A 13,656-nucleotide genomic window follows, 5' to 3' on the forward strand; every position below is an offset into this window, starting at 1 on the left:
CTGCGCACGCAACGGACCCGCGTCCCCGGGACACCGTGACGACGAGGGAAGCGCCCTCGCGAGGGCTCCGTCAGGACATCCAGGCGCTGCGAGCGATCGCGGTCGCCCTGGTCGTGGTCTTCCACTTCTGGCCGTCGTCGCTCACCGGTGGCTACGTCGGGGTCGACGTGTTCTTCGTGATCTCCGGGTTCCTGATCACCAGCCACCTGCTCCAGCGGCCGCCGACGAGCGTCAGGGACCTCGCCGCCTTCTGGGGGCGCCGGATCCGGCGGCTGCTCCCCGCCGCCTTCACCGTCCTCCTGACGACCCTGGCCGCCACCTGGTGGCTCGCGCCGGCGAGCATGTGGGCAGCGACCGCGAAGCAGGCCGTGGCATCGGCGCTCTACGTGCAGAACTGGGTGCTGGCGGAGGAGTCGGTGGATTACCTCGCCGCGGACAACGTCGCCACCCCGGTCCAGCACTACTGGTCGCTGTCGATCGAGGAGCAGTTCTACCTGGGGTGGCCGGTCCTCGTCCTGGTGGCCGCCCTGGTGGCCCGGCGTTCCGGCCGCAGCGTCAGGGCGTGCGTGGGGGTCGCGGTGGCGGTCGTGCTCGGGGTGTCGCTCGTCTGGTCGGTCCTGGGCCGTGACGACGCTGCGTCGTACTTCGTGACCTGGACCCGGATCTGGGAGCTCGGGGTCGGTGGCCTGGTGGCCGTGGTCCTTCCTCTGCTCGGCGGACTCGGCCGGACGGTGCGGATCGTCGCTGTCTGGTCGGGCCTCGCGATGATGGCGGTCGCGGCCGTCACCTACGACGGTGCCACGGCCTTCCCCGGCTTCGCCGCCCTGCTCCCGGTGCTCGGCGCGGCCCTAGTGATCGCGGCCGCGGTCCCACGTGGCCCGCTGTCGCCGCTCAGGGTGATGGGACTTCGACCCGTGCAGGCCCTCGGCGACGTGTCGTACGCCGTCTACCTCTGGCACTGGCCCGTCGTGGTCCTGCTCCCGTTCGCACTCGAGAGCGAGCCGGCGACCTGGCAGCTGGTGGTGGCGCTGGCGGTGGTCCTGCTGCTCTCCCAGCTGACCAAGGTGCTCGTGGAGGACCCCCTGCGTGGTCAGCGACCGCTCGGGCTTCCGCTGCGCCGCAGCTTCGTCTTCGCGCTGGTCGGGGCGCTGCTGGTCACCGGCGGTGCTGTCGCGCTGCGGGACCAGGCCCAGGAGGCCGTGCGGCCGCCGGCCAGCGCCGACCGCGATGACCCGTGCTTCGGGGCTCGCGCCGTGACCAACGAGTGTGACCTGGACGGCCAGGAGCTGGCGACCTCGACCGTCTTCGCGTCCGAGGACAACAAGGCCGTCCGGGACCGGAACTGCATGTCCAGCACCACCGGGCTGCTGGCCGACCCGGCCTGCCACTACGGCAGCGACGACCCGGGCGCCCTCCAGGTCGCGATGGTCGGCAACTCCCACGGGGCGCACTGGCTGCCCGTCTTCCGGGCCATCGCCCGGCAGCGGGGGTGGAGCCTCACGACGTACTTCGCCTTCGAGTGCCACACCTCGGACCGGCCGGTGGCCTTCCCGGAGAAGGTCCAGACCGACAACTGCGAGACGTTCAACCAGCGAGCGATCTCCGAGGTCGCCGACCAGGACTTCGACCTGGTGGTCCTGGCCAACCGCACCCTCATCCCGCTCGTCGGACTGGACGGCGACGACCAGGAGGACGAGAACCAGCGCGAGACCGAGGCGTCGTACCGCCGGATCATCACCACGTGGCGGGACGCCGGGAGCAGGGTCCTGGTGATGCGGGACAACCCCCGACGCCACGAGAAGGAGACCGTCCCGCAGTGCATCGACCTCCACCCGGACGACCTCGCCGCCTGCGACCGCCCACTCGCCGAGGCCGACGTCTGGGACCCGGAGGGCGATGTCGCCGCCGAGATGGCCAGGACCGACGACGGGGTGGGCGTCTTCGACCTCCGGCCCTGGTTGTGCCCCGACGACATCTGCCGTGCGGCGGTCGGTGGGGTGATCACGCTGTGGGACACCCACCACCTGACGGCGACGTTCGTCCGGTCCTTGCGTCCGCAGGTGGCCACCGCGGTCGACGAGCTGATCGGACCCGGCTAGCGGCCGGCTCTGCTTTTCACTCGTCCGGGGACGGAGCCGTACCCTCGTCGGGTCATGGCGCGCACGTACGAGGTCCGCACCTACGGGTGCCAGATGAACGTCCACGACTCCGAGCGGCTCACCGGCCTGCTGGAGGACGCGGGGTACGCCGCCGCGCCCGCGGGTGAGCAGGCCGACGTGGTCGTGTTCAACACCTGCGCGGTGCGCGAGAACGCCGACAACAAGCTCTACGGCAACCTGTCGCACCTGGCGCCGGTCAAGGCCGCCAACCCCGGGATGCAGATCGCCGTCGGGGGCTGTCTGGCCCAGAAGGACCGCTCGACGATCACCCAGAAGGCGCCGTACGTCGACGTGGTCTTCGGCACCCACAACATCGGGTCGCTGCCGGTGCTGCTGGAGCGGGCTCGGGTGCAGGAGGAGGCGCAGGTCGAGATCCTCGAGTCGCTCGACGTCTTCCCCTCGACGCTGCCGACCAAGCGCGAGTCGGCGTACGCCGCGTGGGTCTCGATCTCGGTCGGCTGCAACAACACCTGCACCTTCTGCATCGTCCCCGCGCTGCGCGGCAAGGAGAAGGACCGCCGCCCGGGCGATGTGCTGGCCGAGGTCCGCGCGCTGGTCGCCGAGGGCGTCACCGAGGTGACGCTGCTCGGTCAGAACGTGAACGCCTACGGCGTGGAGTTCGGTGACCGGCAGGCGTTCAGCAAACTGCTGCGCGCGTGCGGCGAGATCGAGGGGCTGGAGCGGGTCCGCTTCACCTCGCCGCACCCGGCCGAGTTCACCGACGACGTGATCGAGGCGATGGCCGAGACGCCCACCGTGATGCCCTCGCTCCACATGCCGCTGCAGTCCGGCTCCGACCGGATGCTCAAGGCGATGCGGCGCTCCTACCGCTCGTCGAAGTACCTCGGGATCATCGAGCGGGTCCGGGCCGCGATGCCCGACGCCGCGATCACCACCGACATCATCGTGGGCTTCCCGGGCGAGACCGAGGAGGACTTCCTCGAGACGCTGCGGGTGGTGCGCGAGTCCCGCTTCTCCAGCGCCTTCACCTTCCAGTACTCCAAGCGCCCCGGCACCCCGGCCGCGACGCTCGACGAGCAGGTGCCGCCGGGCGTCGTGAAGGACCGCTACGGCCGGCTGGTCGCCCTGGTCAACGAGATCGCCGAGGCGGAGAACAAGCGGATCGTCGGTCGCACCCTCGAGCTGATGGTCTCCGAGGGCGAGGGCCGCAAGGACGCCGCGACCCTGCGGCTCTCCGGCCGCGCACCCGACAACCGGCTCGTGCACTTCAACCCCGACGGCGCGGACGGGGTCCGGCCGGGTGACATGGTCACCGTCCAGGTCACGTACGGCGCCCCGCACCACCTGGTCGCGGACGGGCCGGTCCTCGCGGTCCGGCGTACCCGGTCGGGCGACGCGTGGGAGCAGCGGAACGCCGCGCCCGCCACCCCGGCCGGGGTCGGGCTGGGCATGCCGTCGATCGGCGTCCCCGCGCCGTTGCCGGACGCGCCGGCCTGCCGCTGAGCGCTCAGCCCGAGCGCGGGTCCTTGCTGGAGTAGCCGCCCCGGGGCGGCACCGGCGGATCCGGGTTGCTCTCGGGGCCGCCGGAGGACTGCTCCGGGGGAGCGTCGTCGGCGGGCTCGGCGGGGGTCACGTCGCGGACACCGCTGGAGCCGACCTGACCGGGTCCGGTCGGGCCGACCCGCTCGCTGCTGACGCCCATGTCGCCGTCGCGCGGCTCCTCGGACGTCACGCCGGGGACTCCTCCTCGGCCGGGACGTCCTGGCCCTCCTGGCCTTCCTTGGTGGCCTCGGTGGAGGTGTCCTCGCCGGCCTGGACCTCGTCGGGCATCGTCTCGGTGTCGACCGCCGGGTTCTGCGCGGTCGTCAGGTCGGCGGGCAGCGCGTCCTCGGTCTCCGGGACGGCGTCGACGCCGCCGGGGTTGGGCTCGCCGGGCTCGATCTCGGCCTCGGGCTTCGGGCCCAGGTCGGTCGTCGTGTCGTCGCTCAACGCATCCTCCTCAGAAGCCGAACGTGGTGTACGCCGGAGCGGTACCCGGCCCGATCAGCTCCAACACGGCGCGCTCGTGCGGCACGACCGGCTCCGGGAGGGCGTCGAGGGGGAACCAGCGGATCTCGGCGCACTTCGTCGGCTCGACCACCCGCGGGTCGCCCGTCCAGGAGCGGGCGGTGAAGAAGAAGTCGACCCGCTCGTCGATGGCCTCGCCGCCGCGGGTGCGCTGCATGGTGGTCAGGAACCGGAGGTCGAGGTCGCGGACCCCGATCTCCTCGAGCGCCTCGCGGTGCGCGGCGTCGTACGCCGTCTCCCCGCGCTCCACGTGGCCGGCGGCGGCCGCGGCCCAGTGCCCGTCCATGTACGGCGTGCCCTGGCGCAGCTGGAGCAGCACCTCGGGGCCGCCGACCCCGTCGCGGAGCAGGTAGACGTAGGCCGCCGGGACGACGACGAAACGCTCCTCGGTCACTGGTTCGTCGGTCACTGGGACGGCTGGTCCAGGGAGGTCTCGGCGTTCTCCTCCTGCGCGTCGCGCTCGGCGGCGTCCTGCTCGGGACGGTCGCCGGAGGGCTCGGGCACGTCGGTGCCGGCGGCGGGCGTGCTCGGTGCGGGCGCGGTCGCGGCCTCGCCGGGCGTGTCACGGCCGTCGGGGGCGTCGGTGCGCTGCGGCCCGCCCGGCGGGGTCGGCGCGTCGAGGTCGTCGTGCTGCTTCTGGTTCATCGCGGCGGCGTCCCAGGGTTCCCCGGGGTGCTGCCGGGTCCGAGGTCGCCGTCGTCCTTCTTGTCCAGCTTGTCGAGCGCGTCCTTGGCCTTGGCGGAGGCGTTGCGGATCTTGTCGGCGTGCTTGCCGCCGGTGCGCTTGTCGGCCTCGGCGGCCGCCTTGTCGATGCCCTGGCTGATCTTGTCGCCATGCTTGTCCACGGCGTCGGACAGCTTGTCCTTGGCCTTGTCGAAGAAGCTCATCGTTCCCTCCCCTGTCGCTGAACGGTCGGTGTGCGGGTCCCGTACCCGTCTTGCCACACTAGCCACGTGCCGAACCCCGTCGACGTGCCGATCGTCGCCGTCGTCGGCGCGACCGCGTCGGGTAAGACGTCGCTCTCGCTGGACCTGGCCGAGCGGCTGGGTGGCGAGGTGGTCAACACCGACGCGATGCAGGTCTACCGCGGCATGGACGTCGGGACGGCGAAGCTGCCGCCGGCCGAGCGTCGGGGCGTCCCGCACCACCTGCTCGACACCCGCTCGGTGCGCGACTCGGCGACCGTCGCGGAGTTCCAGGGGTGGGCGCGCGACTGCGTCGCCGACCTGCGCGGCCGCGGCACGACGCCGGTGCTGGTCGGCGGCTCGGCGCTCTACACCCGGGCGATCCTGGACCGCTTCGAGTTCCCCGCGACCGACGAGGGGGTCCGGGCGCGCCTGGAGGCGGAGCTCGCCGCGGTCGGGCCGGCGGTCCTCTTCGAGCGGCTGCGCTCGCTCGACCCGGAGGCGGCCTCGCGGATGCTCGTCGAGAACGGTCGCCGTACGGTCCGCGCGCTCGAGGTCATCGAGCTCACCGGTCGGCCCTACAGCGCCTCCCTCCCGACCCTGGAGTACGCCGATCCGCGCACCGTCCAGATCGGCGTCGACATCGACCGGCCGACCCTCGACGCGCGGATCGAGCAGCGGGTCGACGCGATGTTCGCCGACGGGTTCGTCGCCGAGGTCGAGCGGCTGCTCGCCGAGGGGTTGGCCGACGGCCGGACGGCGTCCGTGGCGATCGGCTACCGGGAGGTGGCGGCTCACCTGCGCGGCGAGCTCACGCTCGCCGAGGCGCGGGACCGGACGGTCTTCGCGACCCGCCGGTTCGCCCGGCGCCAGGACGGGTGGTTCCGCAAGGACCCGCGGATCGTCTGGGTCGACTACGACGACCCAGACCGGGTGGAGCGGTCGTTGGCGGCCATCACGGACCTCTGACCGGAGCAGCGACTTTCGTCGGGTGTCCGGATCGACCGGCGTCCGATGGCACGCGTCGGCGTGACCGGCAGGCTGGCGGCATGGAGCAGATCGAGAAGGTGCTGGCCGGTTCCCGTCTCCGGGGTCGGCCGACGGTGGTGGGCGTGCGGAGCGGGGGCTCGACCCGGCTTTGGGCGCGAGGTGAGCTGCCCGACGGGGAGTCGTCGCTGTTCGAGATCGGCTCGGTGACCAAGGTCGTCACCGCTCTGCTGCTGGCCGACCTGGTGCGCTCCGGTCCGGCGCGGTACGACGACCCGGTGGCCGACCTGCTGCCGGTGGCCCCGTCGATCGTGGGTCGCCCGATCTCTCTCGTCGACCTCGCTACCCACCACTCCGGGCTGCCCCGGCTGCCCGCCGGGATGCTGCTCGCCGGGATGACCCGGGACCGCGGCAACCCTTACGCCCGCCTCGACGACGACCGCATGATGCAGGCAATCCGTGAGACCCGGCCGACCCGGCCGCCGGGGGAGCGGTTCGCGTACTCCAACTACGGCGCCGGTCTGCTGGGGTACGCGCTGGCCCGCTCCGCGGGCACGTCGTACGACGAGCTGGTGGCCGCGCGGGTGGCCGGCCCGCTCGGTCTGCTCGACACCGCGGTCTCGACGCCGGTCGGGGCAGCGGACCGGCTCGCCGCCGGTCGCAGTCGCTGGGGGCGGCGCACCGAGAGGTGGGACCTGGCCTCGCTGGCCGGGGCCGGGGGCCTGGTCTCGACCGCGACGGACCTGCTCGGGCTGCTGGCGCTCTGGGGTCCCGACGCCCGTGGTCCGCTGGCCGAGGCCGCCGCCGAGACGGCAGTGGCGAGACACCGAGCCAACCCGGTGATGGGCGTCGGCCTGGCCTGGCTGCGGATCGCGGGCGGCGCGGGGCCGGCCCGCTTCCGGTTCGACCACGACGTGCTGTGGCACAACGGAGGCACCGGTGGCCACCGGAGCTTCGCCGCCGTCCTGCCCGAGACCGGCGACGCGGTCGTCGTGCTGTCGGCGCGCGCCCGCAGTGTCGACGACCTCGGGCTGCGCCTGGTGCGGGCGCTCAGCTGAGCACGTCGTAGGTCAGGTGGACGGCCTCGGCACCGACCTCCACCCTGCGCCGGGCGAGCCGGTGGGCGGAGCCCTCGAAGAGCGGGGTGCCGTGTCCGAGGAGGACCGGCGCCACGTGCACCTGGAGCACGTCGAGCAGCCCGGCACCGAGGCAGGAGCCGACGAGCATCCCACCGCCCATCACGCGCACGTCGCCGTCGTCCGCGGCCTCGCGCGCGGTGGCCAGGGCAGCCGCCGGACCCTCGGCCACGAACGAGAAGCGGTGGGTCTCGGTCAGCCGCACCAGCGCCGGCTCGCTGCTGGTGACCACGACGAAGGGCGGCCGGGTGTCGTGGCGGGCGCCGTACCCGTGACCGGGACGCCAGCCGTCCGGCCCGTCGACCACGTCGAAGGTGCCGCGGCCCATCACCACCGCCCCGGCCGCCGCGACCGACGCGAGCACCGCGGCGTCGACCGGGTCCTCGCTGGTGAGCGCCCAGGCGTGCATGGTCTCCACGGCAGCCCCCTCGCCGCTGACGAAGCCGTCGAGCGAGAGGGTCATGTCTCCGATGATCCGACCCATACCGAGACCGACCGGGACCACGGACGAGACTCATCGGAGCAAGATCGGTCGGGCGTCGCGGTGGTCCGCCGGTCCAGACTGGAGCCATGACCGAGACCGGGAGGGACCGGCTGCGCGAGCTGCTCGACGCGGTGCTCGACGAGGACCACCGCACGCTGGGAGACATGGCGGGCGGGGCCTACGCGTCGCCGTACCACTTCAGCCGTCAGCTCAGCCGGGGCACGGGCGAGCCGCCGGTGGCGATGCGGCGGCGGGTGATGCTGGAGCGGGCGGCCTGGCAGCTGCGGCAGGGCAGCTCGGTGACGGACGCGGCGTTCGCGGCCGGCTACGAGTCGGTCGAGGGGTTCGGCCGCGCCTTCCAGCGGGCGTACGGCGAGTCGCCCGGCTCCGTCCCGCGCGGGCCCGGCCAGCACTGGCTGCCGGCCCCGAACGGCATCCACTTCCACCCGCCGACCTCGCTGTGGATCGAGGGGACCGGGGCGGCCGCCCAGCCGGCCGCGGGCACCGTGACGGCGCTGATGGTCGAGCACGACCTCGACGACACCCGGGAGCTGCTGGAGCTGGCGAAGGGGGCCGAGGTCACCGCGGAGCTCCTCGGGCTGCTGACCGACCTGGTCGGCAGCAAGGAGGTCTGGCTCGCCGCGATCGAGGGCCACGACCAACCGAGCATGGCGGGCGGCGACGTACCGGCCCTCCTTGAGCGGTACGACGCCGTCGCGCCCCGGTGGCTGGCGATGGTCCGCGACGTCGACCGCCGGGGCGCCTGGGGCGACCGGCTCGTCGACGCGCTCTGCGACCCGCCCGAGAGCTTCGTGCTCGGCAGCGTGCTCGCGCACGTGCTCACCTACGCCGCCCACGGGCGGCTCCAGGCTCGGCGGCTGCTCGGCAGCGAGTGGCCGGCGGGCGATCCGATCATGTGGCTGCGGCAGCGCAGCGGAGGAGACCAGTGAGGACCACCTTCTACACCGCGACCACCCTCGACGGGTTCATCGCCGACGCGCAGGACTCGCTGGACTGGCTGCTGAGCCAGCCCCAGGACGAGGACGGCCCGATGGGCTACGACGAGTTCATCCAGGACGTCGGCGCGATCGTGATGGGGCGTACCACCTACGAGTGGGTCCGCGACCACCTCGAGAGCGAGGGCGAGTCCTGGTCCTACGACATGCCGGCCTGGGTGATGACGCACGCCGACCTGCCGGTGATCGAGGGTGCCGACGTGCGGTTCGCGCAGGGCGACGTGCGCGAGGTGCACACGGCGATGGTCGAGGCCGCCGGCGGGAAGGACCTCTGGGTCGTGGGCGGCGGCGACCTGGCCGCGCAGTTCGCGGCGGCCGGGCTCCTCGACGAGCTGGTGCTGTCGATCGCGCCGGTCACCCTCGGCTCCGGGCGGCCCCTGTTCACCCGGCCGTTCGACCTGCGGCTGGTCGAGCACGGCGTGAACGGGGCCTTCCTGTGCGCACGCTACGAGGTGGTGGGACCCCGGGTTGCGGGGTAACGGCGACAGATGACCAGTTCTCTCGGGCGGCTCCCCGCCGTACTCCTCACCCTCGCCCTGCCCGCGGGCGCGCTCGTGGCGACGAGCGCCGCGCCCGCGGCCGCCGTACCCAAGAAGCCGACCGCGCGCGGGTCCGGCGGCGCGGTCGCGTCCGTCGACCCGTACGCCACGCAGGTCGGCCTCCGCGTCCTGAAGGCCGGCGGCAACGCCGTCGACGCCGCGGTCGCGACCGCCGCCGCGCTCGGCGTGACCGAGCCCTACAGCGCCGGCATCGGTGGCGGCGGCTACTTCGTCGTGTACGACGCCAAGACCGGCCAGGTCCGCACGATCGACGGCCGCGAGACCGCTCCGCGGAAGATGCCGCGCGACGCCTTCGTCGACCCGAAGACCGGCGAGCCGTACCCGTTCACCCCCGACCTGGTGACCAGCGGCGTCTCGGTCGGCGTGCCCGGGACACCGGCCACCTGGGAGCGGGCCTTGGACCGCTGGGGCACCTGGTCGCTGGCCGAGACCCTCGCGCCGGCCACCCGGATCGCCCGGAAGGGCTTCCGTGTGGACAAGACGTTCCGCGACCAGACGGTCGACAACCAGGAGCGCTTCGCAGCATTCCGAACGACCAAGCGGCTGTTCCTGAAGAAGGGTCGGGCGCCGCGGGTCGGCTCGACGTTCCGCAACCCCGACCTCGCCGACACCTACGACCTGCTCGCGAAGCGCGGGACCCGGGCGTTCTACGAGGGCAAGCTGGCTCGGCAGATCGCGCGCACCGTCCGCAAGCCCCCGAAGACCACGGGCACGACGCTGCCGGTCCCGCGGGGCTTCATGACGGCCCGCGACCTGAAGCGCTACCGCACCGTCGCGGGCCGGGCCACCCGGGTCGCCTACCGCGGCTACCAGGTGCACGGCATGCCGCCGTCGTCCAGCGGCGGCTCGACCGTCGGCGAGGCGCTCAACATCCTCGAGGGCTCCGACCTCGCGAAGCTGCAGCGGCCCGCCGCCCTGCACCGCTACCTGGAGGCCAGTGCGCTCGCGTTCGCCGACCGGGGCGAGTACGTCGGCGACCCGCGCTTCACGAAGGTCCCGCTGAAGGACCTGCTCAGCCAGCGGTTCGCCCGCGAGCGGGCCTGCGCGATCGACGCCGACCAGGCGCTGCCGAAGCCGACCGCGGCCGGCGACGTCTCGTCGTACGACGGGAAGTGCGGGCCGTCGGCGCCGGCCACCGCCGAGCCGGCCGAGGACACCGAGAACATCTCCACGACCAACCTCACCGTGGTCGACAAGTGGGGCAACGTCGTCGAGTACACGCTCACCATCGAGCAGACCGGCGGCTCCGGCATCGTCGTCCCGGGACGCGGGTTCCTGCTCAACAACGAGCTGACCGACTTCTCGACGGTCTACGAGGCCGACGACCCCAACCGGATCCAGCCCGGCAAGCGCCCGCGCTCGTCGATGTCGCCGACCATCGTCACCAAGAAGGGCAGGCCGGTCCTCGCGCTCGGCTCGCCCGGTGGCTCGACGATCATCACGACGGTGCTGCAGATGCTCGTCAACCGGCTCGACCTCGGGATGAGCCTGCCGCAGGCCATCGCCGCCCCGCGGGCCGCCCAGCGCAACACCGCGGACGTGACGGCAGAGCCGGCCTTCATCACCCGGTACGGCGCCGCGCTGGAGGCCTACGGCCACTCGCTGGTGCCCGCCGGCGACGCGTTCACCAGCCAGGCCGAGATCGGGGCCGCGACCGCGATCGGCATCCGCGGCCGTCGGCTGGTCGCGGTCGCCGAGCCGGACCGACGCGGCGGCGGTGCGGCCGGGGTCGTGAGACCCCGCAAGCGCTGACCACCCCTCCCGGTGGTTGAGGAGGTTGCGCAGCAACCGTCTCGAAACCCGTCATGCCAGGAGTCGGCGTCGATCGAGGCCGACTCCCGGCTGACGAGGTGTCGAGACGGGACTTCGTCCCTCCTCAACCAACGGGAGCGGCGGCATCCCACGTATCGTTGGGGGGTGTCGACCACCACCGCCTGGACCGAGATCACGACCGTCGACGAGCTCGTGACGCTGCTCGGCCTGCCCACCGAGCGGGCCCGCGACAAGGCCCGCCCGGCCCTGCTCGACGTCGACCGCGACTGGCTCGCGGCGTCGCCGTTCTGCGTACTGGCCACCGCCTCGGCGTCCGGCGAGTGCGACGCCTCGCCGAAGGGCGACCCGGCCGGGTCGCTGGTGCACGTGCTCGACGACCGGACCATCGCGCTGGCCGAGCGGCCCGGCAACCGCCGGGCCGACGGCTACAAGAACATCCTGCAGAACCCTCACGTGGGGCTGAACTTCTTCATCCCCGGGCGGGGCGACACCCTGCGCGTCAACGGCCGCGCGCGGCTGGTCGGCGACGCGCCGTTCTTCGACGAGATGGTGGTCAAGGGCCACCGGCCGGTGCTGGCGGTGGTCGTGGAGATCGAGGAGCTGTTCTTCCACTGCGCCAAGGCGTTCCTGCGCTCGGGCCTGTGGAGGCCCGAGACCTGGGACCCGGAGGGCGTCGTGCCCCGGCGGGCGGTGGTGACCCAGCGGGTCGAGCCGACCGGGATGAGCCTGGAGCAGCTCGACGACTACTACTCGGACGCGACGTACAGCAAGGGCCTCTATGCCTGACTACCCGTTCCTGAAGGGGCACGGCACCGAGAACGACTTCGTGCTGCTGCCCGACCACGACGGCAGCGTCCACGGCGACCTGTCGCCCGAGCGGGTGCGCGCACTGTGCGACCGCCGGGCCGGCATCGGCGGGGACGGCGTGCTGCGCGTCGTGCGCGAGGGCGAGCAGTGGTTCATGGACTACCGCAACTCCGACGGGTCGCTCTCGGAGATGTGCGGCAACGGCATCCGGGTCTTCGCCCGCCACCTGGTCGACGAGGGCCTGGTCGACGGCTCGCAGCCGTTCGCCGTCGGCACCCGCGACGGGGTGAAGGTGCTGCGCGTCGAGGGTGAGCTCGTCACCGCCGACATGGGCACACCGCGGGTGCTGGGGGAGTCCCCGGTCTCGGTGGGGCCGAGCACCTGGACGGCCCGGCACGTCGACATGGGCAACCCGCACGCCGTCGCGTTCGTGTCCTCGCTCGACGACGCCGGGCCGCTGCTGGAGGCGCCGGTCCACGACGCGGCGGTCTACCCGCACGGCGTGAACGTCGAGTTCGTCGTCGAGCGGGACGAACGGCACGTGGCCATGCGGGTCCACGAGCGCGGCTCGGGCGAGACCCGGTCCTGCGGCACCGGCGCGTGCGCCGTGATGGTCGCAGCGGCGCTCCGCGACGGGCTGGTCGCCGGGGACGCCCCGGCCGGCGACACGTCGTACCGGGTCGACGTGCCCGGCGGCACCCTCACCGTGACCTGGACCGCCGCCAACCGGGTCCTGCTCACCGGGCCGGCCGTCATCGTGGCGCGGGGCGTCACGGACCTCTGAGCCGGGGGGTGTCCTACTTCCCCGGATCACCGGGTAAGTAGGACGTTCCTGGGCAAAGCATCCCCCGGGAACGTCCGGGATCCCCCGAGAAGTACGACGGCCCGCCGCGATCGCGACCCTGACAGCATCACTGTCGCGGTGGCTATGCTCCGCGGCATGGACATCAAGGGAACCAGTGCCATCGTCACCGGCGGCGCCTCCGGCATCGGCGCCGCGGTCGCCCGCCAGCTCGCCGCGCACGGGGCGATCGTCGTCGTCGCCGACCTGCAGGCCGAGAAGGGCGAGGCGCTCGCCGCGGAGATCGGCGGCGTGTTCGCCCAGGTCGACGTGACGAGCACCGAGCAGATCGCCGCGGCCGTCAAGGCGGCCGCCGAGATCGCGCCGCTGCGCTCGGTGGTCAACTCCGCCGGCATCGGCTGGGCCCAGCGCACCATCGGCCGCGACGGCCAGCTGGAGTCCGCCCACGACCTGGACTCGTTCAAGCGGGTCGTCGCGATCAACCTGGTCGGCACCTTCGACGTGGTCCGCCAGGCCGCCACCGTGATGAGCACCCAGGAGCCGACCGAGTCCGGCGACCGCGGCGCGATCGTCAACCTGGCCAGCGTCGCCGCGTTCGACGGCCAGATCGGGCAGGCGTCGTACTCCGCCTCGAAGGGGGGCGTCGTCGGGATGACCCTGCCGGTCGCCCGCGACCTCTCCGCTGCCGCGATCCGTCTCAACACCGTCGCCCCGGGCCTGATCGAGACCCCGATCTACGGCGAGGGCCCGGAGTCGGAGGCGTTCAAGGCCAAGCTCGGCGAGAGCGTGCTGTTCCCCAAGCGGCTCGGCACCCCCGACGAGCTCGCGTCGATGGTCGTCGAGTGCCTGACCAACTCCTACATGAACGCCGAGACGGTCCGCGTCGACGGCGGCATCCGGATGCCCCCGAAGTGAGCGCCCTCGTCGGGGGGGGGCCGGGGGGCCCCCCCGCCCACCACCACCCCAAACACCGGCACCCCCCCCCCCCGAGCCCCGCCC

General features: G+C 73.1%; 16 protein-coding genes. 10 read left to right on the forward strand and 6 right to left on the reverse strand.

Translation table 11 applies throughout. From position 1 onward, the window contains the following. Positions 1-35 precede the first annotated feature (35 nt). The gene (locus tag V7S47_RS25030) at positions 36-2,099 is read left to right on the forward strand and encodes an acyltransferase family protein (protein WP_336564146.1); all 2,064 of its coding nucleotides are present in this window, start codon (positions 36-38) and stop codon (positions 2,097-2,099) included. Between the two features lie 54 nt (positions 2,100-2,153). Continuing rightward, positions 2,154-3,623, forward strand: coding sequence for a tRNA (N6-isopentenyl adenosine(37)-C2)-methylthiotransferase MiaB (gene miaB / locus V7S47_RS25035; protein ID WP_336564147.1), 1,470 nt, complete (start codon positions 2,154-2,156; stop codon positions 3,621-3,623). Positions 3,624-3,627: 4 nt separating this feature from the next. On the opposite strand, the gene V7S47_RS25040 is transcribed toward miaB, so the two are convergent. Genes V7S47_RS25040 through V7S47_RS25060 form a run of 5 tightly spaced genes read right to left on the reverse strand, consistent with a single transcriptional unit; the run spans position 3,628 to position 5,074 of the window. Beyond that, positions 3,628-3,852, reverse strand: coding sequence for a hypothetical protein (locus V7S47_RS25040; RefSeq protein WP_336564148.1), 225 nt, complete (start codon positions 3,850-3,852; stop codon positions 3,628-3,630). After that, complete coding sequence (locus V7S47_RS25045; RefSeq protein ID WP_336564149.1) at positions 3,849-4,109, reverse strand: hypothetical protein; 261 nt, start codon at positions 4,107-4,109, stop codon at positions 3,849-3,851. Before V7S47_RS25045 ends, V7S47_RS25040 begins: the two co-directional genes overlap by 4 nt. A 10-nt stretch (positions 4,110-4,119) precedes the next feature. Then, positions 4,120-4,581, reverse strand: a complete 462-nt coding sequence (locus tag V7S47_RS25050; protein WP_336564150.1) for an NUDIX hydrolase — start codon at positions 4,579-4,581, stop codon at positions 4,120-4,122. 11 nt (positions 4,582-4,592) lie between these two features. After that, entirely contained in the window at positions 4,593-4,832 is a 240-nt protein-coding gene (locus V7S47_RS25055) for a hypothetical protein (protein WP_336564151.1), read from the reverse strand. Next, positions 4,829-5,074 carry an antitoxin gene (locus V7S47_RS25060; protein ID WP_090860275.1) on the reverse strand — a complete coding sequence of 82 codons (246 nt, stop codon included), beginning with the start codon at positions 5,072-5,074 and terminating at the stop codon, positions 4,829-4,831. Before V7S47_RS25060 ends, V7S47_RS25055 begins: the two co-directional genes overlap by 4 nt. Positions 5,075-5,140: 66 nt before the next feature. Here V7S47_RS25060 and miaA point away from each other — a divergent pair, with 66 nt between their 5' ends. After that, a complete protein-coding gene (gene miaA / locus V7S47_RS25065; RefSeq protein ID WP_336564153.1) occupies positions 5,141-6,061 on the forward strand; it encodes a tRNA (adenosine(37)-N6)-dimethylallyltransferase MiaA in 921 nt (306 codons plus the stop codon). 80 nt (positions 6,062-6,141) lie between these two features. After that, entirely contained in the window at positions 6,142-7,137 is a 996-nt protein-coding gene (locus V7S47_RS25070; protein ID WP_336564154.1) for a serine hydrolase domain-containing protein, read from the forward strand. On the opposite strand, the gene V7S47_RS25075 is transcribed toward V7S47_RS25070, so the two are convergent. Beyond that, complete coding sequence (locus V7S47_RS25075) at positions 7,130-7,678, reverse strand: dihydrofolate reductase family protein (RefSeq protein WP_336564155.1); 549 nt, start codon at positions 7,676-7,678, stop codon at positions 7,130-7,132. The genes V7S47_RS25070 and V7S47_RS25075 overlap by 8 nt on opposite strands. A 107-nt stretch (positions 7,679-7,785) precedes the next feature. Here V7S47_RS25075 and V7S47_RS25080 point away from each other — a divergent pair, with 107 nt between their 5' ends. The 6 genes from V7S47_RS25080 (at position 7,786) to V7S47_RS25105 (ending at position 13,572) form a co-directional block, all read left to right on the forward strand. Beyond that, complete coding sequence (locus tag V7S47_RS25080) at positions 7,786-8,649, forward strand: helix-turn-helix domain-containing protein (RefSeq protein WP_336564156.1); 864 nt, start codon at positions 7,786-7,788, stop codon at positions 8,647-8,649. Continuing rightward, positions 8,646-9,194, forward strand: coding sequence for a dihydrofolate reductase family protein (locus V7S47_RS25085; RefSeq protein ID WP_336564157.1), 549 nt, complete (start codon positions 8,646-8,648; stop codon positions 9,192-9,194). Before V7S47_RS25080 ends, V7S47_RS25085 begins: the two co-directional genes overlap by 4 nt. Positions 9,195-9,203: 9 nt before the next feature. Beyond that, positions 9,204-11,027, forward strand: a complete 1,824-nt coding sequence (gene ggt, locus V7S47_RS25090) for a gamma-glutamyltransferase (RefSeq protein WP_336564158.1) — start codon at positions 9,204-9,206, stop codon at positions 11,025-11,027. A gap of 165 nt (positions 11,028-11,192) precedes the next feature. Next, positions 11,193-11,834: an MSMEG_1061 family FMN-dependent PPOX-type flavoprotein gene (locus tag V7S47_RS25095; RefSeq protein ID WP_336564159.1), complete on the forward strand. Its 642-nt coding sequence runs from the start codon at positions 11,193-11,195 to the stop codon at positions 11,832-11,834. Continuing rightward, positions 11,827-12,639 carry a diaminopimelate epimerase gene (gene dapF / locus V7S47_RS25100; protein ID WP_336564160.1) on the forward strand — a complete coding sequence of 271 codons (813 nt, stop codon included), beginning with the start codon at positions 11,827-11,829 and terminating at the stop codon, positions 12,637-12,639. The genes V7S47_RS25095 and dapF overlap by 8 nt, the downstream gene beginning before the upstream one ends. Before the next feature lie 156 nt (positions 12,640-12,795). Next, a complete protein-coding gene (locus tag V7S47_RS25105; protein WP_336564161.1) occupies positions 12,796-13,572 on the forward strand; it encodes an SDR family NAD(P)-dependent oxidoreductase in 777 nt (258 codons plus the stop codon). Positions 13,573-13,656: the final 84 nt, after the last annotated feature.

It is taken from the genome of Nocardioides sp. CCNWLW216 (genome assembly GCF_037120545.1).
GTDB classification, from domain to species: Bacteria; Actinomycetota; Actinomycetes; order Propionibacteriales; family Nocardioidaceae; genus Nocardioides; species Nocardioides lianchengensis.